We start from the raw sequence: 23,637 nt of genomic DNA on the forward strand, positions 1-23,637 counted from the left end.
GCCCTTCACGCTTCTACCAGCCGTAGCGCAGCGTCGCCGTTCCGGAGTAGGCGTTGCCGCGACCGAACAGCTCGGCATCGGCCTTCGCAGCGAGCGAGAAGCCGCGTGCGAAGCGCAATTCGCTGCCGAGCGAGACGAGTGCCGCATCGCGAACCGGTGCAGCGCCGGTCACGGTGAGCTCCGTTCCCGGCAGCACCTGGAAGGCTGCCGTTGACGTGATCCGGTCGGAGTAATCGTGCAGCCAGGCTGCGCGGCCGCGCAGGATCAGCTCGGCGCCGCCGTCCAGCAGGAAGCGGCTGTCGAAACGCGATCCGAGCTCGCTGCGAACCTGCGTCGAGGTTTGTGCCGCGTAGGCGAGGGCAAAGCCGCCGGCACCGGCGACGCCGGTCTCGGTGTAGGCGGGCGTGTGAAAGCTCTGGGCCTGTCCGGCGACATAGGGCGTGATGCCGAAATTCATCAGCGCGATGCGATAACCGGCCTCGATGCGGCCGCCGTAGTTTTGCGCCTTGAAGCTGGCGTCCAGCCGATCGAAGGCGCCCGGCAGCATCACGGTGCGATTTGTGCTGAGGTCGTGCCAGCCATAGACGGCTGCCGCCGACACGTAACCATTGCCGAGCTGCGTCGAGGAATAGAGCCCGGCCTGGAACGTCTCGCCGCGGCCCGAGCCGAGCGTGTCCACACCCCAATTGGTGAAGCCGCCCGAGATCGCGGCGCCGATGACGGTGTTCGCGGAGACGCGATAGTCGACACCGGCCGCGCCGCCGCCATTGCGTGCGTCGAGCGCATGGCTGCCGATCACCGTGTCGGCGCTGCGCCTGGCCTGCGCGCCATAGGCCGCAGCCCAGGTGCCCCAGCGTCGCTCGACCGTGTCGAGCGCCGACGCCATGCCCATGGCGTTGTTGGCGGCCGCAACTGCCAGCGGAAGCGCGGGCTCCGATGCATAGCCAATCGCGCGCGGCCGTGCTGGTCCTTCGCCGAGCTGGGTTTCCAGGAACGGATCCAGCATCATGTTGAGGAATGAATCCGTCAGGCGAAATCCTGCGGCCGGTGCACCGGTCGCGACTTCGCCGGAGATCTGATCGAGGCCGTTTCCGAGCGACGTGCCGTTCAGGCCGAACAGCGGGATAAATTGCGCTGGCAGCCCGTTGCCGGCGTTGAAATAATTGTTCAGCGACGTCGCCACGGCGGACTGGTTTGTGGTCAGGGCTGTGCTGATGCTGCCGCCGCCACCACCTCCGGTCCCGCCGCCACCACCTCCGCCGCCTCCGGTCCCGCCACCTCCGCCTCCGCCGCCACCACCACCGGTGCCGCCAAGCGTCGCGATGAGGTCGAGCTTCGCATCGGTTGCGTTATAGGACAGGCTGGCCGTGAAGCCCGATGGCAGCCCGATCGTGTTCAGGGTCGCAAACGTGCCGGAGCGTCCGCCCGACGAGAGCAGCGTATAGGATTTCGCAACATAGTTGCCCGGCATGAAGGTCGCCTGCACGGTGCCCGCCAGGCTGGCCGTGCCACTCACGGACGTCTTGTCGGAAGTCGCAGGGGTGACGTCGACCATATAGACGCCGCTGCTCGTCTGGATGAAATTGCCGGTGAGGTTCGTGGTCATCACCGTTCCGGCACCGCCGGGCGCATAGCTGCCCTTGTTGGTGAAACTGTTGCCGGTGCCGACCGCGACCAGCGTGCCGGAATTGAGCAGGCCCGTGCTCTGGTTGGTGAGACTGTTGGTGCCGCCGCCGAGATCGACCTGACCGGTGATCGTGCCGAGATTGCTCACGGTCTCGTTGCCGGTTCCGCCGAGCACGGCGTAGCCGTTGACGCCGGTGAGCGTCGAGATGTTGCCGGTCGCCGAATTGGTCAGGCTGTTGGCGGAGCCGCCGGAGAACGCGACACCGGTGCTGCCGACGACGCTGGCGTTGGTGGTCGCGAGGATCGCGCCCGTGCCGGCGGTGCTCGCGCTGATGCCGAAGGAGCCAGCCCTGATCGCGCCGTTCGCGGTGATGACGGTGTTGTAGTTGTTCGCGGCGTTGCCGATCGTGGAGACGACGCCCATCGTGTCGGCGTAGATCTTGCCGGAGATGATGTTGATGCTGCCGGTGGCTCCCGTCAGGTTCGATGCGACGATACCGCTGCCGCCGACCGATTGAGCGACGCCGGGACCGCCGGGGCCACCGATCTGGCCGCCCGTCATGGCGACGTTGACGCTGAAGGCGCCAAGCGCGGCCGCGCGCAGGCCGTCGCCGCCGCTCTGGATCGTGCCTGATGTCATGACGATATTCGTGTAGCCGCCGGTGGCGCCCGCGGTCACGCCGCGGCCGTTGATGTTGGTGCCGGCGTTGATGTCGGCGTTGACATTGACGGTGACCGAGCCGGTTCCCGTGCTCGTCGCGCTGACGCCGATGGCGTCGTTGACCAGTGCCGTGACGGGAGCGTTGACGTTGACGGTGACGTTGCCTCTGCCGGCATGGTTCGCGACAACGGCGCCCTGGTTGATGGCGACCGGAGCCGTGGTGACGACGACAGCTCCGTTGACGTCGACCTTGATGTTACCGAGGCCCGAAGTGTTGGTGTTCCCCGCAAAGATGCCGGTGTATTTCGCAAAGATCTGGCCCGACGTGACGGACACGTCGCCGAAGGCGCCGGCGCTCTGCGCAAAAATGCCGATGTTGCCGGCGGGCGCCGCCGCCGACGCCCCGAGCGAACCGCCGGTCATGTTGACCGTGACGCCGCCATTGAGGTTCGAGTGGGCTTCGATTGCGGCGGTGTTTCCGCTCACCGTCCCGCCGGTCATGTTGATGGTGGTCAGGCCGTTGACGCCGAAGGCCGCGATCGCGCCGAAGAACACGCCGGCGCCGGTCACGTCATTGGCGATGTTCAGCGTGGTGACGCCGCTGCCTGTGGTTTGCGTATAGATGCCGGACCCAAAGCCAGAGGAGATCTTGCCGGTGCCGTTGAAGGTGATGTCGCCCGCGGCGTTGGCGATGTAGAGTCCGATATTGTTGCTGCCGCCGGCCACCGTTCCCGAGCCGCCATAGGTGATCGCACCGCCATTGCCGTCGAGTTGCAGGGCACCGGTCGTCACGCCGGCAAGGGGGACGCTGACCGCGCCGTTGTTGGTCATGTAGATGGTGTGCGGTGTCGTGCCTGCCGCCTTCAACTCGAACCCCGCGCCGGCGACGATGACCCCGGAGCCGAGCCCGGTCGGAATGGTGCCGACGAGGTTGGCATCGAATGACTGGATGCGATCGTCGGTATTGGTATTGGCGCTGGATGTGTTGGTGGTGTTCGTCGTGGCGGTGTCGGACGCGCAGTTGATGGTGACCGTCGTCGTGCCATTGGCGACGCAGGCCATGGCCTGCGTCATGCCGAGGAACGGGACGGTCAGAAGCGTCGAAGAGGCCAGCAGCGAGGATCGATACGCAGACAGGAGTTTCACGTCTCACCCAGAATTAGCAAGTGAATCAAGTCACTTGGCCAATTTGCATGGGCTGCCGGGGCTGTCTTGTTCTGGACTAGACTGGATTTGGACTAGGGCCGCCTCGTGCCGATTTGGCCGGCTTGTCGCCTTTCTGCCACGGGACGGGGCGCTCTCGGGGGCATGAAGGCGAGGGGAGATTATTGCTTGAACCCTTTTGCCGCGGGCCGGACAAATGTGAGGGCTTGAATGGGCGATCGGGGCTAGGTTTGACGATCCAGAAATTTGCGGTTTCGACGGATGGGCATTCAACCCATCACGACGAGGAGGCGCGCTTCAGGCTCTGGCAGGAGACCTATTGCGGGCGGATCGACGACCTCAAGAGGTTGTCGAGCGATCCCTTCACCGGCCACTGGAGCTTTACCCGCATCGGTGATTTCGGCATGTGCCGGTTTCGCGGCACGCCACATGCGGGGCAGCGCGAAACCCAGCAGATCGCGACGTCAGGCGACGAGAAGCTCAGCATCGGCTTCAACCTCGCAAAGACCACGCATCGGTTTTTCCAGCGCGGCAGAGAGACCGTCGTGCCGGACTCGCAACCGCTGCTCTATCGTGCCGACGAGGCCTACGGCTATGTCGGCGCCAGCGATTATGTCGTGATGGCGTTTCCCCGGCGCATGCTCGGTGCGCTCGGTGCCCGCGCCGAGGCGCTCGTCGGCCGTTCGCTCGACGGGGAGCTGCCGGCGCTGCGGCATCTTCGCCGCTATCTCTGCCTGCTGGACGAGCCCGATATGGCGACCGACGATCCGGCGCTGGCCGATCACGTGCTCGACACGGTCGAGGATCTGGTGGTGCTGGCACTCGGCGCCTCCGGCGATGCGCAAGTGATGGCGCAGATGCGCGGCATGCGCTCGGCGCGCCATGCCGAGATCACTGCGTTGATCGCAAGAGGCTTTGCCGATCCCGCCTTCTCGGTGCAGCGCCTTGCCACGACGATCGGCGTGTCGCCGGGCTATATCCAGAAGCTGCTGCACGAGAGCGGGCAAAGCTTCACCGAGCGCGTGCTTGAGCTCAGGCTGGCCAAGGCCCGCGCCATGCTGGCAGACCGGCGCAACGACGCCCTCAAGGTCAGCGACATCGCGCTCGCCTGCGGCTTCAGCGACATCTCCTATTTCAACCGCAGCTTCCGCCGCCGCTTCGGCAGCGCGCCGAACGATTTTCGGAGCCGCTGACCGACTTGCACGGGATGCATCCGGCGACTGCCGCCGCGGAGACGGGTTGAACGTAGGCCGACAACCGGACGACCAAGTCATGCAGGTCCGGGATTGCGCGCGCCCACAGGTTGCGCAATCCTGTGGCGGCGATAGTCTCCGGCGGGGCAGGCGATGACCACTCTTGAGAGCACCATCCGGCCGCGGGCCAAATCCAGCGAATGGAGAGCGATCGTCATCCTGATCCTGCTGGTCCCCGTGCTGTGGTCGCCGCTGATCCTGTTTCGCTACGTGCTGTTTCAGCCGTTCAACATTCCGTCCGGCTCGATGATGCCGACGCTCGTCGTCGGTGACTACGTCTTCGCTGCCAAATACACCTATGGTTACGGCCGCTATTCTTTTCCCTTTGCGCCGTCATTCATCTCCGGCCGTTTCCGTGCCGCCGATCCCGCCTACGGCGACGTCGTCATATTCCGCTCGCCGAGGGACACGAAGACCGATTACGTCAAGCGCGTCGTGGGCCTGCCCGGCGATCGCATCCAGATGCGGCAGGGGCAGCTCTTCCTCAACGACAAGCCGGTCACGCGCGTCGCGCTGAAGGACGTGTCCGCGAGCGCCGCCTGCGGCGGCGAGGTCGGTGCAAGGGCCAAGCGCTGGCGCGAGACCATGCCGAATGGGGCGAGCTATATCACCTATGACTGTGTCGACAACGGCTTTGCCGACAACACCGAAGTCTACACCGTACCTCCAGGCCACTTCTTTGCGATGGGCGACAACCGCGACAACTCGACCGACAGCCGCTTCATGTCTGTGATGGGCTTCATCCCGATGGACAATCTCGTCGGCAAGGTGACGCGGATCTTCTGGTCGCTCGACTCCAGAGGCGGTCTGCGCCCGGACCGGATGGGGAAGGTGGGGTGAGGGCGCCCGTGGTCCCGGGCCCGTCTGTCCTGCCGTCATTCCGGGGCGGCGCGAAGCGCCGAGCCCGGAATGCATCGATCTGCAAGCTTAGACCGTGATTTGTGGATATAAATCGATCCACTGCGGATTCTGCTTCTCAATGAGCCGGATCTTCCAATCGCGGCGCCATTTTTTGAGTTCCTTCTCGCGGGTGATGGCGGTCACCGGATCATCGTAGATCTCGTACCAGGCCAGTTTGTCGACGGAATATTTCTTACTGAAGCGCTCCGCGCCGCCCCGGAATGACGAGAGAAGAATACTGCCATAGAGTGCATCGTTGAATAACAAAAACCCCGGCATCGCTGCCGGGGTTTCGTAGTTCTTGAGGTGGTTGGACTTAGAAGTCCATGCCGCCCATGCCGCCGCCCGGGGGCATCGCGGGACCTGCGCCGCCCTTCTTGGGCAGCTCGGCGACCATGGCTTCCGTGGTGATCAGCAGCGCCGCAACCGAAGCTGCGTTCTGGATCGCGGTGCGGACCACCTTGGTCGGGTCGATGATGCCCTTCTTGACGAGGTCGGCATATTCGCCGGTCTGGGAGTCGAAGCCGTAAGCGTAGGCCTTGTTCTCCAGGATCTTGCCGACGATCACCGAGCCGTCTTCACCGGCGTTGATCGCGATCTGGCGAGCGGGAGCCGACAGAGCCTTGCGAACGATCTCGACGCCGGTCTTCTGGTCGTCGTTCTTGGTGCGCAGGCCCTTGAGCTGCTCGGAAGCACGGAGCAGGGCGACGCCGCCGCCCGGGACGATGCCTTCCTCGACAGCCGCGCGGGTCGCATGCATCGCGTCATCAACGCGATCCTTGCGCTCCTTCACCTCGACCTCGGTCGCGCCGCCGACGCGGATCACCGCGACGCCGCCAGCGAGCTTGGCGAGACGCTCCTGGAGCTTCTCGCGGTCGTAGTCCGAGGTGGTTTCCTCGATCTGCGCCTTGATCTGGGCCACGCGCGCCTCGATGTCGGCTTTCTTGCCGGCGCCGTTGACGATCGTGGTGTTCTCCTTGTCGATCATCACCTTCTTGGCGCGACCGAGCATGTTGAGCGTGACGTTCTCGAGCTTGATGCCGAGATCTTCCGAGATCGCCTGGCCGCCGGTCAGGATCGCGATGTCCTGCAGCATGGCCTTGCGGCGATCGCCGAAGCCCGGAGCCTTGACGGCCGCGACCTTCAGGCCGCCGCGGAGGCGGTTCACGACCAGGGTCGCGAGCGCTTCACCTTCGACGTCCTCGGCGACGATGACCAGCGGCTTGCCGGTCTGCACCACGGCCTCGAGCAGCGGCAGCAGCTCGTTCAGCGAGGAGAGCTTCTTCTCGTTGATGAGGATGTAGGCGTCGTCCATCTCAACGCGCATCTTGTCGGCGTTGGTGACGAAGTAGGGCGAGATGTAGCCGCGGTCGAACTGCATGCCCTCGACGACGTCGAGCTCGGTCTCGAGCGACTTGGCTTCCTCGACGGTGATGACACCCTCGTTGCCGACCTTCTTCATGGCGTCGGAGAGGAACTTGCCGATCTCCTGGTCGCCGTTGGCCGAGATGGTGCCGACCTGGGCGATTTCGTCGTTCGAGGTGACCTTCTTGGAGTTCTTCTGCAGGTCCGCAACGACGGCTTCGACCGCGAGGTCGATACCGCGCTTGAGGTCCATCGGGTTCATGCCGGCGGCAACCGACTTGGCGCCTTCCTTCACGATCGCCTGGGCGAGCACGGTGGCGGTGGTGGTGCCGTCGCCGGCCGCGTCAGCGGACTTGGAGGCGACTTCGCGCACCATCTGGGCGCCCATGTTCTCGAACTTGTCCTCGAGCTCGATCTCCTTGGCGACGGTGACGCCGTCCTTGGTGATGCGGGGAGCGCCGAACGACTTGTCGAGCACGACGTTGCGGCCCTTCGGACCGAGCGTGACCTTCACCGCGTTGGCGAGAACGTCGACGCCGCGCAGCATCTTGTCGCGCGCTTCAACCGAGAATTTGACTTCTTTGGCTGCCATCTGGATTTTTTCCTTGAGATGTATGACTGGAGGGAGAGGGGGGCGCTTAGGCCGCCTTCTTCTTGGAAGCGGGGACGTCGAGAACGCCCATGATGTCGCTTTCCTTCATGATCAGCAGATCCTGGCTGTCGATCTTGACTTCGGTGCCGGACCACTTGCCGAACAGCACGCGGTCGCCGACCTTGAGGTCGATCGGGATCAGCTTGCCGGCTTCGTCGCGGCCACCCGGGCCGACGGCGACGACTTCACCCTGGGAGGGCTTTTCCTTGGCAGTGTCGGGGATGATGATGCCGCCGGCGGTCTTCTCTTCTGCGTCGATGCGCTTGACCACGACGCGGTCGTGAAGCGGACGGAATTTCATGCAGCTCTCCTAAGCATTTGCACGAGTTGATGATTTCAACGTGTTAGCAATCTGTGCCAGCGAGTGCCAGCACAGGCCGAGCTGAGATAGGACAGGAATTTTGCGGGGGCAAGGGCTTCTAGCAGAAAATTCGGCACTCTGAAGGCCCAAGTGCCAAATCTCTTTACCATCGTTAACCGAATGGCCGGACCGTATTAGCACGGAGCCGGCACTGCTGCTAACGCATTGAATTTCAACAGCTTGTTAAACTTTTGGGCTTGAGATGGGTTGTCAGTTTGCGTCACATTTCTATCATGTGAGCGCATCGTCGCCGGGTGGCTCGTCAAGAAGCGTACCGGACCAAGCCACCCCCTGAATGCGCTCCTGCAAAGGAGGTTGGCATGGGACTGCGGGTTGGGGGCGTTTCCGAGGACTTCCGGAAACAGATGCTGGGCTACGGGCTGACGACCGCCCAAATTCTCTACCGGATGCCGGATCATCCCTCGCTGCTTCAGACCTATGTCTGGCAGAACTACGACATGTTTCCGAAATTCCCCGCGCTTACCGACTTCCTGGCGTTCTGGCAGGAAAAGCTCGACGGTCCGCTGCATTCGGTGACGGTGGCGCATTCGAAGCTCATCAAGCCGGCCGAACTCCGCGCCGTGGACGGTGTGTTCCGGTTGAATTGAGATAGAGCACCGGTTCTCGTAGCGAGCGCAGCTCTCGTAGGGGGGGGCAAGGGCGCCCGCACTTCGCGCGCCGTGCCCACGATCTCTTCGCGATCGGATCTGGCAATGGTGGGCACGCTTGGCTTTGCCCACCCTACGAGATCTGTTTCCGTGTTAGCCTCTCCCATAACAACATCGGGAGACGGCTCATGGCCAAGAAAACAAGCAAAAAAGCAAAATCGCGTAGCGCGGTCCAGACCGCGGCGAAGAAGCGGAGCGGCGCCAAGTCCGCCGCGCGATCCTCCGCACGCAAGGCGGTGAAGGCGAAGGCGCGCCCGACAACGGCAAAAACCTCGGCAAAAAAGCCGGCGCGCCCGAAGCAGCGCATCGCCATCAGCCATCACCGCGAGGAAGACTTCAAGGCCGACGGCCTGCGCGCTTACGCCAAATACCGCGACCTCGGCATCGCCGCTGCCAGTCACGGCCTCGCGCAAGCCCATGTGATCCGCCTGCAGGGCCCCTGCGATCCCGCCGAAGTCTCAAAACTGCACTTCCACGACGTCGACTTCCAGATGGTCTACGTGCTCAAGGGCTGGGTGAAGACCTACATGGACGGGCAGGGCGAGACCTTGATGCAGCAAGGCAGCGCCTGGACCCAGCCGCCCAAGATCAAGCACATGATTTTGGATTATTCGGATGATGTCGAACTGCTGGAGGTGATCCTGCCGGCGGAGTTTCGGACGGTGGAATTGAAGGCGTAGCTTGTCGTCATTCCGGGACGCGCGCAGCGCGAGTTACGGTGCGCAATTGCGCACCTGAGAATCCATCGAACGGCAATACGTGTGACGAAATGGATTCCGGGCTCGCGACTTCGTCGCGCCCCGGAATGACATTCCGCAATCTCTAAAATGCGCTCGATCCGGGAAACCGGGCAACTACCAGTCAGATGGTTTTCGCCGCCTGCAGGGTGGCCGCTAACCCGTCGAAAAGATTCCTCGCGTCAACTCAAGGCTGTGAACATGCGGGAATGCCTTCATGGCGACTTTTGGCCGACGCGGCGTCGTAGCGCCAACCTCAAGAGCCTCGTTTCAACCGGCCGTCGCGCCGGCCGCTCCCGTTGTCATGCGCGACGACGATGGGCCCGCGTCCAGTGAGGGTTCGCTCTTTCGCGACAACAAGCTTCTCTCCGATATCCCTTTCCTCACCATCGGCTTGATCTTCGGTCTGTTTCTGATCTTCGCGCTGCAACGCAATCTGGCCATCGATATTGCGCGGGACGGCTCCCTCGATGTCCGCTCGCTGATCGCTTATGGCGCGACCAGCTACGATCTGGTTGTCGGAAGAGGAGAGTGGTGGCGGATCGGCCTTGCGCCGCTTCTGCATGGCAGCGATTGGCACCTCATAGGCAACTGCATTGCGCTGTTCATCGTCGGAGTCCGGTTGGAGCCTCTGATCGGCCGTGGCTGGTTTTCGCTGATCTTTGTTGCCAGTGCGCTGGTCGGCGAGGCGGGCTCGCTCCTGGGCAATGCCCATGGCGTGCCAGGCGTCGGTGCGTCAGGCGCCATTACCGGGCTCATCGCCGCGCTGTTTGTCGCGAGCTTCGATCCCGAAGCGGACGCAGATCTAACCATCTCGCGACTGAAGACGTCGCTCTTCTTCGGTGTTCCCGCACTGCTGCCGCTTGCCTTTGGCGCCTCCGGCAACACCGATTATTTTGCCCATGCGGGTGGTGCGTTGGCCGGCGGCGCGCTTGCCCTCATGCCGTGGCTCGTCTTCTGGTCGTATGACAGCCTGCCGCGGAGCGCGAGCATGACGTTGCTCGCAGGCTGCGCCGGATCTCTGATCTGCACGGGCTTCGCCGCTGCGCATTATCGGTCCTACATGGCCGATGCCAGGCAGTTTATCCGCGCGTCGGAAATGCCGGCGAATACGCGCGAGATGGCCAGCCGTTCGCTCGATCTGGTCACGCGCTACCCCAGGGATCCGCGGGCTCATCTGTTCCGTGCGATCTTCTTCGTTGAACAAAACAGCCTCAATTCCGCTGAGACCGAAGTGCAAACCGTCATCTCGCTTGCCGCGTCGGATGTCGCGGGCGGGCCGGTGCGATCAGCGGCGCAGGCCGTGCTGGCGCAGTTGCTGTTCGCGCGAGGACGGTCCAGCGAGGCGAAAGCCATGGCGGTCGAACCGTGCCGCGCCAAGCTGGGCGAGGTGCGTCGCATGTTGGACAAGACGAAGTTGTGCGGCTGACGGTGTCATTCCGGGCTCGCGCTGTGCGCGCCGCGGAACGACGAGCAGAGAGTGCTTACGTCAACACCCCCACGATCGCGCCCATCAGACACGTCGTCAGCGTCCCCGACACGATCGACTTCAGCCCCAGCGCATTGATCTCGTCGCGCCGCTCCGGCGCCATCACCCCTAAGCCGCCGATCATGATGCCGAGGCTGGCGAAATTGGCGAAGCCGCACATCGCGTAGAGCATGATGAGGCGCGAGCGCGGATCGAGCGTATCGGGCGGGAGCTTCGAGAAGTCGACATAGGCGATCAGCTCGTTGAGCACGGTCTTGGTGCCCATCAGGCCGCCGGCGGTCACCGCCTGATCCCACGGCAGTCCCATCAGCCAGCACACCGGCGCCATCAGGAGACCGAGCACGCGCTGCAGCGAGATCGCGGCGCCGCCGAAATTGGGCAGCAAGCCGAGGATCGCATTGACGAGATAGACCAGCGCCACCAGCACCAAGAGCATGGCGACGATGTTGATCAGCAGCTCGATGCCCGCGCTCGTACCTTTCACGATCGCATCCATCGTGCCGGAGACTGCCATCTCGGGGTCCTCCAGCGAGCCGCCGGTGCGCTTGTCGGAGGTTTCAGGGATCATGATCAGGCTGACGAGGATCGCGGCCGGTGCGCCCAGCACCGAGGCGATGACGAAATGCGCGGCTGCGTCAGGAATGAGGGGCGCCAGCAGCGTCGCATAGAGCACCAGCACCGTGCCGGCGATGCCGGCCATGCCGCCGGTCATCACCAGAAACAATTCGCTGCGGCTCATCTGCGTCAGGTACGGCCGTACGAACAGCGGTGCCTCGACCATGCCGAGGAAGATGTTGGCGGCGGTCGAGAGCCCGACCGCGCCGCCGACCCCGAGCGTGCGTTCGAGCAGCCAGGCCATGCCCCGCACGATCGGCGGCAGCACGCGCCAATAGAACAGCAGCGTCGTCAGCACGCTCATGACCAGCACGATCGGCAGCGCCTGGAACGCCAGGATGAAATCCGCGCCGGGCGCCTTCAGGTCGAAGGGCAGGGGGCCGCCGCCGACATAGCCGAACACGAAGGACGAGCCGGCGCGCGAGGCCGCCGAGATGGCGCCGACCGCGTCGTTGATGGCGCCGAAAGCGTGGGCCACGATCGGCACCTTCAGGAGCACGATCGCAGTGGCGAAGGTGACAACGAGGCCGACCAGCGCCTGGCGCAACGAGACTGCGCGGCGATTCTCCGCCAGCGCGAAGGCGATCAGCAGCAATGCGAAAACGCCGAGTGTCGATTGCAGCCGTAGCATGATGTCCCCAATCCCCCAATGATTATGGCCGCGCGTGCGTTGCAAACGCAATGCCGAGAATGTTGCTGGTGGCCGTGCTGTTGACAAGCTCGCCTGCGTCGGCCACGCGGGTCGGATCGACAGGGGCCTATTTTCCGAGCGTGACCGAACAGGCGATGCCAGAAGAGCCAGTATCCGTCAGTCCGCCGGCCAGCGCCGGTGAGCTTCTCCGCCATCGCGCCTTCCTGTTCTTCCTGCTTTCGCGCAGCCTGTCGCGCTTCTCCAGCCAGATCGCGGCGGTGGCGATTGGCTGGCAGATCTACGACCTCACGGGCTCGGCCTTCGACCTCGGCATGGTCGGGCTGGTGCAATTTGCGCCCACCGCGCTGCTCGTCTTCGTCGCCGGCCACGCCGCCGACCGCTACGAGCGCAAGCGCGTGGTCCAGCTCTGCCAGCTCGTGGAAGCCGCGACCGCGCTCTATCTCGCCGTCATCACCTATCTCGGCCTGGTCAGCGAGGTGCAGATTTTCGTGGCGACCTTCGTGCTCGGCATTGCCGGCGCCTTCGAGAGCCCGACCACCGCGGCGCTGCTGCCGCTGATCGCGCCGCAAGGCTCGCTGCAGCGCGCGACAGCGGTTGCGAGCGGCGCAGGCCAGGTCGCGACCATCACCGGGCCTGCGCTCGGCGGCTTTGCCTACGCGATCGCGCCACATCTCGCCTATGCCGTCATGCTGCTGTTCTGGATTCTTGGGATGATCCTGACCGGATTCATCCAGCCGCGCCCGCAGGCGGTCGCCAAGGACATGGACGACGCGGACAACATCTTTGCCGGTGTCCGTTTCATCCGCAGCAATCCGGCGATCCTCGGCACCATCTCGCTCGACCTGTTCGCGGTGCTGTTCGGCGGCGTCACCGCACTATTGCCGATCTATGCCCGCGACATCCTCCAGGCCGGCCCGGTCGGGCTCGGCGTGCTGCGCGCGGCGCCGGCGGTCGGCGCACTGCTGATGACCATGGTGCTGGCGCGTCACGCCATCACGCGTCATGTGGGTTTGCGCATGTTCCAGGCGGTGATCGTGTTCGGAATCGCCACGATCGTGTTCGCGCTGTCGTCCTGGATGTGGCTGTCGGTGCTGTCGCTCGCCGTTCTCGGCGCAGCCGACACGATCAGTGTCGTGATCCGCTTCTCGCTGGTGCAGCTCTCGACGCCCGACGAGATGCGCGGCCGCGTCGGCGCGGTGAACTTCCTCTTCATCAACGCCTCGAACCAGCTCGGCCAGTTCGAAAGCGGCCTGACGGCCGCCCTGTTCGGCGCCATGCCCGCCGCCGTGCTCGGCGGCGTCTGCACGGTTGCGGTGGCGCTATTGTGGATGAAGCTGTTCCCCAGCCTGCGCCAGGTGGAGAGCCTGGAGTAGGGGGCTTCTTCACCTCGCCCCGCTTGCGGGGAGAGGTCGGAATGCGCGCGTAGCCCGGATTCCGGGTGAGGGGAGTCTCCGCACCCTGGCAGCAGCAGGCGCCTCTCGACGCCTACTGTGCATGGGGTTGTTTTCGCAGTTTTGAGTTCAGCCCCGACCCACGAACGGCATCTTGGTCGCCATCACCGTCATGGTCAGCACGTTGGCGTCGAGCGGCAGGCCGGCCATGTAGGCGACGGCATCGCCGACGGCCTTTGCATCCATGCGCGGCTCGTGCTTGGTGGTGCCGTCGGGTTGCAGCACGCCGGGGCCGTTGACCATGCGGTCGGTCATCGGGGTCGCGGCATTGCCGATATCGACCTGTCCAACCGCGATGTCGTACATGCGGCCGTCGAGGTTGCTAGCCTTGGTCAGGCCCGTGATGGCGTGCTTGGTCGAGGTGTAGGCCGCCGAGAACGGCCGCGGCGCGTGTGCCGAGATCGAGCCGTTGTTGATGATGCGGCCGCCGCGCGGGCTTTGGTCCTTCATGATACGGAAGGCATGCTGGGTGCAGAGGAACGGGCCGGTGAGGTTGGTGTTCACCACGGCCTGCCACTGCTCGAGGCTGAGGTCCTCGAAGTTGACGGCGGGCGCGCCCATGCCGGCATTGTTGAAGAGCACGTCGAGGCGGCCATAGGTCGCCTTCACCTTGTCGAACAGCGCCGCAATGGAGTCCGGCTTGGTCATGTCGGCGGTGACGCACAGGCTCTTGCCCGCGGGCCCGAGCTTTGCGGTCTCCTCGAGCATCTCCATCCGGCGCCCGACCAGCACCACGGTGAAGCCGGTGTTCATCAGCGCCAGTGCGGCGGCGCGCCCGACTCCGGTGCCGGCGCCCGTCACCAATGCGATCTTTTTCGCTTCACTCATCGTTTCCTGCCTTTTCTTCAGTTGTCAGGTTTTGGGTTCTTTTTCGTTCTTGTAGGGCGGCCGCGGAATGTTCTGATGCGCGGCGCGCAAGGCCGCCGACCAGCGCGAGCGCAGGTCGTGGAAATAGGGCTCGCCCGCCTCGATGCGGTGGTTGAGATCGGCATCGCAGGCATCGCTACGCACCACCAGCACGTCGATCGGCAGGCCGACGCCGAGGTTGGAGCGCATCGTCGAGTCCATCGAGATCAGGCCGGTCTTCAGCGCCTCGTAGAGCTCGACATCATAATGCATGGCGCGGTCGAGCACCGGCTTGCCGTATTTGTGCTCGCCGATCTGCAGGTACGGCGTATCGGTCGTGCACTCGATGAAATTGCCGGCGGTGTAGACCATGAACAGGCGCATCCGCGCGCCCTTGATCTGGCCGCCGAACAGGAAGGAGACGTCGAAGGACACGTCCTCGGACTTCAGCGCCGGGCCTTCGGTCGCATGCACGGCGCGGATGGCCCGGCCGATGCGCTGGGCGGCCTGGAACATGGTCGGCGCGTTCATCAGCGTCTCGACCTCACCCGTGTTGGGGTCTTCCAGGCCCTCGGTTAGCGTCGACAGCACCGACTGGCTGATGGCGAGATTGCCCGCGCTGGCGATCGCCATGATGCGGTCGCCGGGTTTGGAGAAGATGTGCAGCTTGCGGAAGGTCGAGACATTGTCGAGGCCGGCATTGGTGCGGGTGTCGGCGATCATCACCAGACCGTCCCGAACCAGGATTCCGCAACAATAGGTCATTTCCAGTCCCCGAACGCGTTTGCGCGGAATTACTAGCCAATTTCGGAGGCCGCTCCAACCCCCGATTGGCGGTGGAGAGCCTTACGATAAGGAAGGGGAAGGAACGCGGGCGCCGTTCAGCTCTGCCGCTGCGACTGCGATTGCGACTGCCCGCCGCGGCCGGCCTGCTCGACCTGGACCGCGACCGTCAGCGTCTCCGCGCCGCCGCCATAGCGGGTGCCGCGCACGGGAGCCGCGCCGAGATAATCGAGCCCGATCGCAACGCGGACATGGGCGTCGGTGGTGCAGATGGAGTTGGCGGGATCGAAGCCGACCCAGCCGAGATCGGGGACAAAGGCTTCCGCCCAGGCATGCCCGGCATCCTGATGAACGGTGCCGTCGGAGCGCAAAAACTGGCCGGAGACGAAGCGCGCCGGCACGCCCCCGGCGCGGGCGCAGGCGATGAAGATATGCGCGTAGTCCTGACAGACGCCGCGCTTGAGCGTGAACGCTTCGGCTGCCGAGGTGCCGCTATTGGTGGGATCCTCGTCGAAGGTCATGTGGTCGCTGATTTGCGACATCAGCGTGTGCAGGAAGCCGAGCGTATCGCTCTCGGCCTCGTTGCGCAGCTGCCGCGCGACCGCTGACATCGCCGGGTTCACGGAGGTGAGGTCGGTGGGGCGCAGGAACATGCCGGCCGGAAAACGCTCGTCGGCGCCGCGCAGCACGCCGCCGGTATCGTGGGTCTCGATCAGCCCCTCGGCGGTGATCTTGATGTCGCTGACAGGGCCGCAGGACAGCACATGGGTCACGTTGCCGAACGCATCTTCGTGCATGTCGAGCTTGGTGTCGGTCGACACGTCGATCTGCCATTCCGCCACGTATTGTCCGTCATGGCTGCACGGCGTCATGCGCAGGATCTGGATCACGCTCGTGGCCTGCGGCTCGTAGCGATAGGTCGTGGTGTGCAGGATTCGCAGGCGCATGGTGGACCGTTGTGTTTTACGTCGTCATTCCGGGGCGGCTCGAAGAGCCGAACTCTGGTGCGCAATTGCGCACCTGAGAATCTCGAGGTTCCACAATTCGCAATTGCGAATTGGGGTTCGCCTGTTGTGCGCCCCCGAACGACAGCGTGGGTCAGATCAAATACTGCTTCGTGATGATTTCGCCCAGCCTGGAATTGTCGGCGATGAACTCCTGAATGAATTCATGCACGCCATGCTGGAAAATGTCGTTCATATTGCTGTGTTCCAGCCGGTTGCGAATGCCACGGGCGTGGCGTTGGGCCGGGCCCTGGCGGCCATAGGCGACGCCGATCTGGTCGAGGTTCCGGACGAGATTGTCGTAGCAGCTCGCCAGCGAGCGCGGCAGCGTGCCGTTGAGGATGAGCAGATCCGCGACCAGCCAAGGCTTCAGCGTCTCGCGGTAGACCCAGTGATAGGCCGTCAGCGCCGACACCGAGCGCAGGATCGAGCTCCATTGATAGAAGTCGAGCGGGCCGCCGACGTGCTCCTCCTCGGGCAGCAGCACGTGATACTTCACGTCGAGAATGCGTGCCGTGTTGTCGGCGCGCTCCAGATGCAGGCCGAGGCGCGAGAACCAATAGGCATCGTTGCGCAGCATGGTCCGGTAGGCTGAGCCGTCGAAGCGCAGCGAGGTCTCCTGCACGAAGCGCAGGAATTTTGCGAGGTCCTCGCGGGTCGAGGTGCCCTTGCTCCACACGGCCTGAAGCTCGATCCAGGCCGAATTGATGGTGTCCCACATCTCGCTGGTCAGCGCGGTCCGCACCGAGCGCGAGTTCAGCCGCGCCGCCTCGATGCAGTTCTTGATCGAGGACGGATTGTCGGCCGAGAACGAGAGGTAGTCGACGACGTTGTGCTCGTTGGCTTCCTCGTGGGTCCGATAGAAGCTTTCCGCGACGCCGGCGGTCAGCAGCGCGGAGTCCCATTCGTTGGTCTTGCCGATATAGGCGGCGGGAAGCGCGGTGACGCGCAACGTCGCATCGATGGTGCGTGCGAGATATTCGGCCCGTTCGACGTAGCGGGCGAGCCAGTAGAGGTTTTCGGCGGTGCGCGACAGCATCTCTCTACTCGTCCAAAATCCAGGTGTCTTTGGTCCCGCCGCCCTGGCTCGAATTCACCACCAGAGAGCCTTCCTTCAATGCGACGCGGGTGAGCCCGCCGGGCACGATCGTCGTGCTCTTGCTGCCGGTCAGCACGAAGGGCCGCAGATCGACATGGCGCGGCGCGAGGCCGGAGGCCGTGCAGGTCGGGCAGGTCGAGAGCGCCAGCGTCGGCTGCGCGATGAACCCTTCCGGCTCGCGCTTGAGCTTTTCGCGGAAGGCTTCGATCGTCGCTTTGGTGGCGGCGGGGCCGATCAGCATGCCGTAGCCGCCGGAGCCATGCACTTCCTTGACGACGAGCTCGCCGAGATTATCCAGCACATAAGCCAGATCCTTCGGCTCGCGACAGCGCCAGGTCGGCACGTTCTTCAGGATCGGCTCCTCGCCGAGGTAGAATTTCACGATGTCCGGCATGTAGGAGTAGATTGCCTTGTCGTCGGCGATGCCGGTGCCGACCGCGTTGGCGAGCGTGATGTTGCCGGCCGCGTAGGCCGACATCAGCCCGGGCACGCCGAGCGCAGAGTCGGGACGGAAGGTGAGAGGATCGAGGAAATCGTCGTCGACGCGGCGGTAGATCACGTCGACCCGTTTTACGCCCTCGGTCGTGCGCATGAACACTTCGTTGTTCTTGACGATGAGGTCGCGCCCTTCGACGAGCTCGATGCCGAGCTTGTCGGCGAGGAAGGAGTGCTCGTAATAGGCCGAATTGTAGACGCCCGGCGTGAGCAGGGCGACCGTCGGCTCGCCCGAAGCGCTATGCGGCGCGACAGAGCGCAAGGCAGAGAGCAACTCGTCCGGATAGCGCTCAACCGGTGCCACCCTGTGGCGCGCGAACAGATCCGGAAACAGCCGCATCATGATCTCGCGGTTTTCCAGCATGTACGAGACGCCCGAGGGCGTGCGCGCATTGTCCTCCAGCACGATGAAGTCCTCGGCGTCGACCCGGACGATGTCGATGCCGGCGATGTGCACGTAGACGTCGTGCGGCACCTGCTGGCCGTTCATCTCGGGCCGGAACACCGGATTCTGGAAGATCAGATCGTCGGGCACAATCTCGGCGCGGAGAATGTCGCGGCCGTGATAGATGTCGCGCAGGAACATGTTCAGCGCCTTCACGCGCTGCTTCAGTCCCTTTTCCAGCACCGCCCATTCCTTGCCGGACATGATCCGCGGGATCACGTCGAACGGGATCAGGCGCTCGGTGGATTCGGAGTCCCCATAGACCGCGAAGGTGATGCCGATGCGGCGGAACAGGAGCTCGGCTTCCTGGCGGCGATATTCGAGCGCCTCGGGAGGCGTCTCCTTGAGCCAGCGTGCCAGCTCCTGATAGGCGGGGCGAAGGTCCCCACCCGGAATATTCATTTCATCAAACGCGACTGCCATAGATCCCGACTTGTCTCTCCCAGGCGTTGCGCCAACGGTCAGGCCGCAGAGGTCCTGGTGCAGACCGCAACGTCCTGTGGCCATGCGGCAAGAGTGCATGACTCTGAGGAGGTAGCAAGGGGCGGGCCAGCGCGATAAGCATGGAGAGAGGGCATTTGCCTGCTATGGCCGGCAAGGTGCCTGAAAAAATGGCTGAGGACTGCTTATTTCGGCAGCAAAACCGCGTGACTTCAACGCGTTACCTCGGCAAAGTCGGGACCAGAGGTGAGGGACTTAAGTTATGAGCGATATCGTCACGGCGGGCATTCTGGTCATCGGGGATGAAATTCTGTCCGGCCGGACCAAGGACAAGAATATTGGCTTCATCGCCGAATACCTGACCAATATCGGCATCGACCTGAAGGAAGTCCGGGTCGTCTCCGACGACGAGGACGACATCATCGCCGCGTTGAATGCACTGCGGCAACGCTACACCTATGTCTTCACCACCGGCGGCATCGGGCCGACCCACGACGACATCACCGCCGACAGCGTCGCCAAGGCGTTTGGTGTCGGCATCGACCATCACCCCGAAGTGGTCGCCCGCTTTCGCGAGCGCTGGAGCGAGCAGGACCTCAACGAGGCGCGTCTGCGCATGGCCCGCATCCCCGACGGCGCCGAGCTGATCCAGAGCGCGACCATCCTCGCCCCCGGCTTCAAGATCGGCAATGTCATCGTCATGGCCGGCGTGCCCTCGATCATGCAGGCGATGATGGACATCGTCTCGCCCAAGCTGAAATCCGGCGTGCGCATGCTGTCCGAATCGGTCCGCGCCAATGCGCGGGAAGGCGACATCGGCAGCCCCTTGCGCGCGATCGCTGCCGCCCACCCCGACACCATCATCGGCAGCTATCCCTTCATGGACGAGGACTCGAAACCCAACACCAATCTGGTGGTGCGCTCGCGCGATGCGGACAAGCTCGCATCCGCGATGGCGGCGGTGAAGGAAATGCTGGCGGGATTGAACATCACTCGGTAGCAGATGATGCCGCCGGCAGACGAATGCAGGAGACGACGATGGCTGGTGAAGCACCGGAACTGAACGCGCAGGAACGGGCGGGTCGGCCCTTTCCGGTGTCGTGGGACCAGTTCCATCGGGATTGCCGGGCGCTGACCTGGCGGCTCAACGAGGTCGGTCCGTTTCACGCCGTCATCGCGATCACCCGCGGAGGCCTGGTGCCGGCCGCGATCGTGGCGCGCGAGCTGGGCGTGCGCGTGATCGATACGGTCTGCATCGCCAGCTACGACCATGACAAGCAGGGCGAGCTTCAGGTCCTCAAGGGTATTTCAGAACAGGCGATGAAGCTCGGTGGCGGCACCGGCAAAGGGCTCTTGATCGTCGACGACCTCGTCGACACCGGCAAGACCGGCAAGCTGGTCCGCGAGATGCTGCCGGACGCGCATTTCGCCACCGTCTACGCCAAGCCGAAGGGGCGCCCGCTGGTCGATACCTTCATCACGGAAGTCTCGCAGGACACCTGGATCTTCTTCCCCTGGGACACCGCGCTGTCCTACCACCCGCCGCTGCGCGACGGCGCGGCATAAGCACAGAGGCTGATGGCCATGGCTGGACGCGCGCGATCGGCACTTTGTGGCTTCATCGTCGCGCTCGCGGCGATGGTCCTGACGGCCGAGGCGCGAAGCCAGGATCGTGCGTCTGTCATCGACGACATCGTGGTCGGCAGCCGTGTGCTAGCCGAATTCGGCGTGGTCGATGCATTCGGCCATGTCAGCGCGCGTGATCCCAACAATCCCAATCATTTTCTGATGTCGCGTTCGCTGGCGCCGGCGCTGGTCACCGCGGATGACGTCATGGAGTTCGATCTCGACGGCAATGCGATCGATGCCAGGGGCCGCACCATCTTCCTCGAGCGCTTCATCCACAGCGAAATCTACAAGGCGCGGCCGGACGTCATGGCGGTGGTGCATACGCACTCGCCCGGCGTGATTCCGTTCACGATCAGCCAGGTGAGCTTGCGACCCGTCTTCCACAACGCTGCGTTTCTTGGCGCGGGGGCGCCGGTCTGGGATATCCGCAAGGAGTTCGGCGAGACCGATATGCTGGTGCGCAACGCTGTGATCGGCAGGGGCCTCGCGCTCGCGCTTGGCGACAAATCGGTGGTGCTGATGCGCGGTCATGGTGATGCGACGGTCGGCCCCTCCGTGAAGCTCGCGGTGTTCCGCGCCTACTACACCGACGTCGATGCGCGGCTTCAGTCGCAGGCGCTGGCACTCGGCGGCGAGGTGAATTATCTGACCCCGGCTGAAGCGACGAAGGCCGATGCGGTCAACGTCCAGGTGCTCGATCGCGTCTGGAACCTCTGGAAGATGCGCGTCAGCGCAACGCCGCCAAAATAATGCCGCTGCAAAACCGCGTCACGCCGACCGGCGAGATCATCGTCACCCCGCATCGGGGCATGTTCACCGGCAATCGCGGTATCATCCATGATCCCGCGACGAAGACGCTGCTGAAAAAGCGCTGGTCATCGCCGGCCTGGCTCACCTGCACCTGCGAATTCCGCGGCCGTCGCCGCGAGGTGATGGCGCAGCGAAGCTGGACCGAGTTGTTCTTCCTGGATGAGGCCACCGCGCTCGCCGCCGGACATCGCCCCTGCTTCTACTGCCGCCGCGACGATGCCAATCGTTTCCGCGCTGCATGGGAGAAGGGCAACCGCGTTCACGACGTGCGCATGCACGACATCGACACGGTGCTGCACCACGAGCGGCTCGACCACGGCAAGAAGCGGCTGCACGCGCTGCCGGCGCCGCTCGACCAGTTGCCCGAGGGCGCCATGGTGCAGCAGGGCGAGGACAGCTTTCTGGTGACCCACGGCAGGGCGCTGCTGTGGTCGCCGGCGGGATACACCGCGGCGGAGCAGCTCGCCGGCGACGTAATGCTGCTCACGCCGCCCTCGACACTCCGCACACTGCAGGCCGGCTATCGGCCTGTGCTGCATCCGACCGCGCAGTCCTAGCGCCGGATCACGGCCATCACCCCAGCTTCTCGCGCGCCAGCGCGGCGCCGGCACCGAGCGCCATCAGCTTGGCTTCGGCGATCTCGCGCCGCATCGGCGCCATGCCGCAATTGGTGGTGGCGATGATGTTGCTCTTGGGTACGAATTTCGACACCGCATCGATCACCTTGACGACGTCCTCGGCGGTCTCGACCGTGTCGCTGGCGACGTCGATCACGCCGGCTTGCACGATCTTGGTCTTGAGCAGCGCGAGCAGATCGAGCGGAACCTTCGAATTGCGGCATTCGATCGCGACCTGCCGTATCGGGCTCGCGTCGATCGCCGGAAAGATCTGCTCGTACTGCCGCCACTGGCTGCCTAACGTCTCCTTCCAGTCGGTGTTGGCCTTGATGCCGTAGCCGTAGCAGATGTGCACGGCGGTGGCGCAGGTCAGCCCTTGCGCAGCGCGCTCCAGCGCCTTGATGCCCCAGTCGTTGACTTCGTCCATGTAGACGTTGAAGGCGGGCTCGTCGAACTGGACGAGATCGATGCCGTCTGCCTGCAACGCCTTGGCTTCCTCGTTGAGCAACTCGGCGAAGGCGAAGGCCATCTTGACGCGGTCGCCATAGTAGCGGTCGGCGATGGTGTCGATGATGGTCATCGGGCCGGGCAGGGTGAATTTCAGCTTCTTCTTCGTATGCGTACGCGCCGCTTGCGCCTCAAAGGCATGGACGCGGCCCTTCAGCCGGAGCGGCGCGACCACCTGCGGCACCATCGCCTTGTAACGGTCCTTGCGGATGCCCATCTCGACCTTGTGGGCGAAATCGATGCCCTCGATCTTCTCCAGAAAACCGTGCACGAAATGCTGGCGGGCCTGCTCGCCCTCGGTGAGGATGTCGATGCCGGCGTCTTCCTGGATCTTCAGCCAGATCAGCGTCGCGTCGCGCTTGGCGTGGAGAAGCTCGTCGCCTTGCGACTTCCAGGGAGCCCAGAGCATGTTGGGCTCGGCGAGCCATTCGGGCTTGGGCAAGGAGCCGGCGATCGTCGTTGGAAACAGCATGGGTCCCTCCCGGCGGGTTGTGATTGCGCCTCTGTCTGCCATGTCTTAACGTCGAGGTACAGAACAACCAAAGTCGCTCACTATTCCAGCGGCGACGACAGGGAAGGCCCATAGGAAGGGCCAACGGAAAGGCCCGAGGAAAGATCGTGATCGATCTCCATTATGCGCCGACGCCGAACGGCTGGAAAATCTCGATCATGCTGGAGGAGCTCGGGCTTCCCTACACCGTGAAGCCCGTCAACATCCGCGCCGGCCAGCAGTTCGCCCCTGAGTTTCTGGCGATCTCGCCCAACAACCGGATTCCCGCGATCGTCGATCACGAACCCGCCGACGGCGGCGCACCGTTTCCGGTGTTCGAGACCGGTGCGATCCTGATCTATCTGGCGGAGAAAACCGGCCGCTTTCTCCCCATTGACTTGCGCGGCCGCTCCACCACGATCCAGTGGGTGATGTGGCAGATGGCAGGGCTCGGACCGATGCTCGGTCAGCACGGCCATTTCGCGCTCTACGCAGCGGAGAAGATTCCTTACGCAATCGAGCGCTACCGCGACGAGGCGGCGCGGCTCTATGGTGTGCTGGATCGGCAGCTCGCCAAGACCGGCGCTTACGTAGCCGGCGACTATTCCATCGCCGACATCGCCTGCTTCCCCTGGACCATGACCCACAAGGCGCAGGGCTTTACGCTCGACGACTATCCGCATGTGAAGCGCTGGTACGCCGAGGTGCGCGCCCGGCCACAGGTGCAGGCCGGGCTTGCGATCGGCAAATTCGTGAAAGAGCCGTTCGACGAGGAATCACGCAAGATGATGTTCGGCCAGAGGGCTAAGGAAGTGCTGGGAAGGAAGTAAGCTGTCATTCCGGGGCGCGACGAAGTCGCGAGCCCGGAATCCATCGG

At 64.1% G+C, this 23,637-nt stretch carries 22 protein-coding genes; 11 read left to right on the top strand and 11 right to left on the bottom strand.

Going from position 1 to position 23,637, the window contains the following annotated elements:
* Window positions 1–13: 13 nt before the first annotated feature.
* Entirely contained in the window at window positions 14–3,433 is a 3,420-nt protein-coding gene (locus tag ACWAT4_RS15755) for an autotransporter outer membrane beta-barrel domain-containing protein (protein WP_449730877.1), read from the bottom strand.
* A 248-nt stretch (window positions 3,434–3,681) separates the two neighbouring features.
* Between ACWAT4_RS15755 and ACWAT4_RS15760 the strand changes: the two genes are divergently transcribed.
* Both ACWAT4_RS15760 and lepB read left to right on the top strand, forming a co-directional pair.
* The gene (locus tag ACWAT4_RS15760) at window positions 3,682–4,644 is read left to right on the top strand and encodes a helix-turn-helix transcriptional regulator (RefSeq protein WP_449730878.1); all 963 of its coding nucleotides are present in this window, start codon (window positions 3,682–3,684) and stop codon (window positions 4,642–4,644) included.
* Window positions 4,645–4,797: 153 nt separating this feature from the next.
* Window positions 4,798–5,544, top strand: coding sequence for a signal peptidase I (gene lepB, locus ACWAT4_RS15765; protein WP_449730879.1), 747 nt, complete (start codon window positions 4,798–4,800; stop codon window positions 5,542–5,544).
* An 87-nt stretch (window positions 5,545–5,631) separates the two neighbouring features.
* Here the strand turns inward: lepB and ACWAT4_RS15770 are convergent, their stop codons facing one another.
* The 3 genes from ACWAT4_RS15770 to ACWAT4_RS15780 are packed head-to-tail and all read right to left on the bottom strand — an operon-like array spanning window position 5,632 to window position 7,922.
* Window positions 5,632–5,883: a GIY-YIG nuclease family protein gene (locus tag ACWAT4_RS15770; protein WP_449730880.1), complete on the bottom strand. Its 252-nt coding sequence runs from the start codon at window positions 5,881–5,883 to the stop codon at window positions 5,632–5,634.
* A gap of 37 nt (window positions 5,884–5,920) precedes the next feature.
* Window positions 5,921–7,561 (bottom strand): chaperonin GroEL, encoded by a 1,641-nt coding sequence (groL, locus tag ACWAT4_RS15775; RefSeq protein WP_128951015.1) that lies wholly within the window; start codon window positions 7,559–7,561, stop codon window positions 5,921–5,923.
* Between the two features lie 46 nt (window positions 7,562–7,607).
* A complete protein-coding gene (locus tag ACWAT4_RS15780; protein WP_018322058.1) occupies window positions 7,608–7,922 on the bottom strand; it encodes a co-chaperone GroES in 315 nt (104 codons plus the stop codon).
* A 380-nt stretch (window positions 7,923–8,302) separates the two neighbouring features.
* Between ACWAT4_RS15780 and ACWAT4_RS15785 the strand changes: the two genes are divergently transcribed.
* The 3 genes from ACWAT4_RS15785 (at window position 8,303) to ACWAT4_RS15795 (ending at window position 10,816) form a co-directional block, all read left to right on the top strand.
* Window positions 8,303–8,590 carry an usg protein gene (locus ACWAT4_RS15785; protein ID WP_212301796.1) on the top strand — a complete coding sequence of 96 codons (288 nt, stop codon included), beginning with the start codon at window positions 8,303–8,305 and terminating at the stop codon, window positions 8,588–8,590.
* Between the two features lie 188 nt (window positions 8,591–8,778).
* A complete protein-coding gene (locus ACWAT4_RS15790; RefSeq protein WP_212301795.1) occupies window positions 8,779–9,330 on the top strand; it encodes a cupin domain-containing protein in 552 nt (183 codons plus the stop codon).
* 361 nt (window positions 9,331–9,691) lie between these two features.
* A complete protein-coding gene (locus tag ACWAT4_RS15795; protein ID WP_249154244.1) occupies window positions 9,692–10,816 on the top strand; it encodes a rhomboid family intramembrane serine protease in 1,125 nt (374 codons plus the stop codon).
* A 55-nt stretch (window positions 10,817–10,871) separates the two neighbouring features.
* Here ACWAT4_RS15795 and ACWAT4_RS15800 read toward each other — a convergent pair whose 3' ends face one another.
* Window positions 10,872–12,122 carry a NupC/NupG family nucleoside CNT transporter gene (locus ACWAT4_RS15800; protein WP_212425215.1) on the bottom strand — a complete coding sequence of 417 codons (1,251 nt, stop codon included), beginning with the start codon at window positions 12,120–12,122 and terminating at the stop codon, window positions 10,872–10,874.
* Between the two features lie 155 nt (window positions 12,123–12,277).
* Here ACWAT4_RS15800 and ACWAT4_RS15805 point away from each other — a divergent pair, with 155 nt between their 5' ends.
* Entirely contained in the window at window positions 12,278–13,516 is a 1,239-nt protein-coding gene (locus ACWAT4_RS15805) for an MFS transporter (RefSeq protein ID WP_212444353.1), read from the top strand.
* Window positions 13,517–13,663: 147 nt separating this feature from the next.
* Here ACWAT4_RS15805 and ACWAT4_RS15810 read toward each other — a convergent pair whose 3' ends face one another.
* The 5 genes from ACWAT4_RS15810 to ACWAT4_RS15830 all read right to left on the bottom strand — a co-directional run bounded on the left by ACWAT4_RS15810 (window position 13,664) and on the right by ACWAT4_RS15830 (window position 18,689).
* Window positions 13,664–14,422, bottom strand: a complete 759-nt coding sequence (locus tag ACWAT4_RS15810) for an SDR family oxidoreductase (protein WP_212301791.1) — start codon at window positions 14,420–14,422, stop codon at window positions 13,664–13,666.
* A 24-nt stretch (window positions 14,423–14,446) separates the two neighbouring features.
* Window positions 14,447–15,205, bottom strand: a complete 759-nt coding sequence (locus tag ACWAT4_RS15815) for a proteasome-type protease (RefSeq protein ID WP_212301790.1) — start codon at window positions 15,203–15,205, stop codon at window positions 14,447–14,449.
* 116 nt (window positions 15,206–15,321) lie between these two features.
* On the bottom strand, window positions 15,322–16,170 hold the full coding sequence (locus ACWAT4_RS15820) for a transglutaminase family protein (protein ID WP_212301789.1): 849 nt from the start codon (window positions 16,168–16,170) through the stop codon (window positions 15,322–15,324).
* 151 nt (window positions 16,171–16,321) lie between these two features.
* On the bottom strand, window positions 16,322–17,266 hold the full coding sequence (locus ACWAT4_RS15825) for an alpha-E domain-containing protein (protein ID WP_212301788.1): 945 nt from the start codon (window positions 17,264–17,266) through the stop codon (window positions 16,322–16,324).
* Between the two features lie 4 nt (window positions 17,267–17,270).
* Window positions 17,271–18,689, bottom strand: coding sequence for a circularly permuted type 2 ATP-grasp protein (locus tag ACWAT4_RS15830; RefSeq protein WP_212301787.1), 1,419 nt, complete (start codon window positions 18,687–18,689; stop codon window positions 17,271–17,273).
* A 280-nt stretch (window positions 18,690–18,969) separates the two neighbouring features.
* Here ACWAT4_RS15830 and ACWAT4_RS15835 point away from each other — a divergent pair, with 280 nt between their 5' ends.
* From ACWAT4_RS15835 to ACWAT4_RS15850, 4 genes are all read left to right on the top strand, one after another.
* The gene (locus tag ACWAT4_RS15835) at window positions 18,970–19,707 is read left to right on the top strand and encodes a competence/damage-inducible protein A (protein ID WP_212425213.1); all 738 of its coding nucleotides are present in this window, start codon (window positions 18,970–18,972) and stop codon (window positions 19,705–19,707) included.
* 38 nt (window positions 19,708–19,745) lie between these two features.
* Window positions 19,746–20,273, top strand: coding sequence for a xanthine phosphoribosyltransferase (gene gpt / locus ACWAT4_RS15840; RefSeq protein WP_212301785.1), 528 nt, complete (start codon window positions 19,746–19,748; stop codon window positions 20,271–20,273).
* Window positions 20,274–20,417: 144 nt separating this feature from the next.
* Entirely contained in the window at window positions 20,418–21,086 is a 669-nt protein-coding gene (locus ACWAT4_RS15845) for a class II aldolase/adducin family protein (RefSeq protein ID WP_449731213.1), read from the top strand.
* Entirely contained in the window at window positions 21,086–21,703 is a 618-nt protein-coding gene (locus tag ACWAT4_RS15850) for a hypothetical protein (RefSeq protein WP_449730881.1), read from the top strand. Before ACWAT4_RS15845 ends, ACWAT4_RS15850 begins: the two co-directional genes overlap by 1 nt.
* A 16-nt stretch (window positions 21,704–21,719) precedes the next feature.
* Here ACWAT4_RS15850 and ACWAT4_RS15855 read toward each other — a convergent pair whose 3' ends face one another.
* Window positions 21,720–22,742 (bottom strand): methionine synthase, encoded by a 1,023-nt coding sequence (locus tag ACWAT4_RS15855; RefSeq protein WP_212425210.1) that lies wholly within the window; start codon window positions 22,740–22,742, stop codon window positions 21,720–21,722.
* A gap of 146 nt (window positions 22,743–22,888) precedes the next feature.
* Here ACWAT4_RS15855 and ACWAT4_RS15860 point away from each other — a divergent pair, with 146 nt between their 5' ends.
* Window positions 22,889–23,590 (top strand): glutathione binding-like protein, encoded by a 702-nt coding sequence (locus ACWAT4_RS15860; protein WP_212301782.1) that lies wholly within the window; start codon window positions 22,889–22,891, stop codon window positions 23,588–23,590.
* Window positions 23,591–23,637 lie beyond the last annotated feature (47 nt).

It is taken from the genome of Bradyrhizobium sp. T-1 (genome assembly GCF_053592855.1).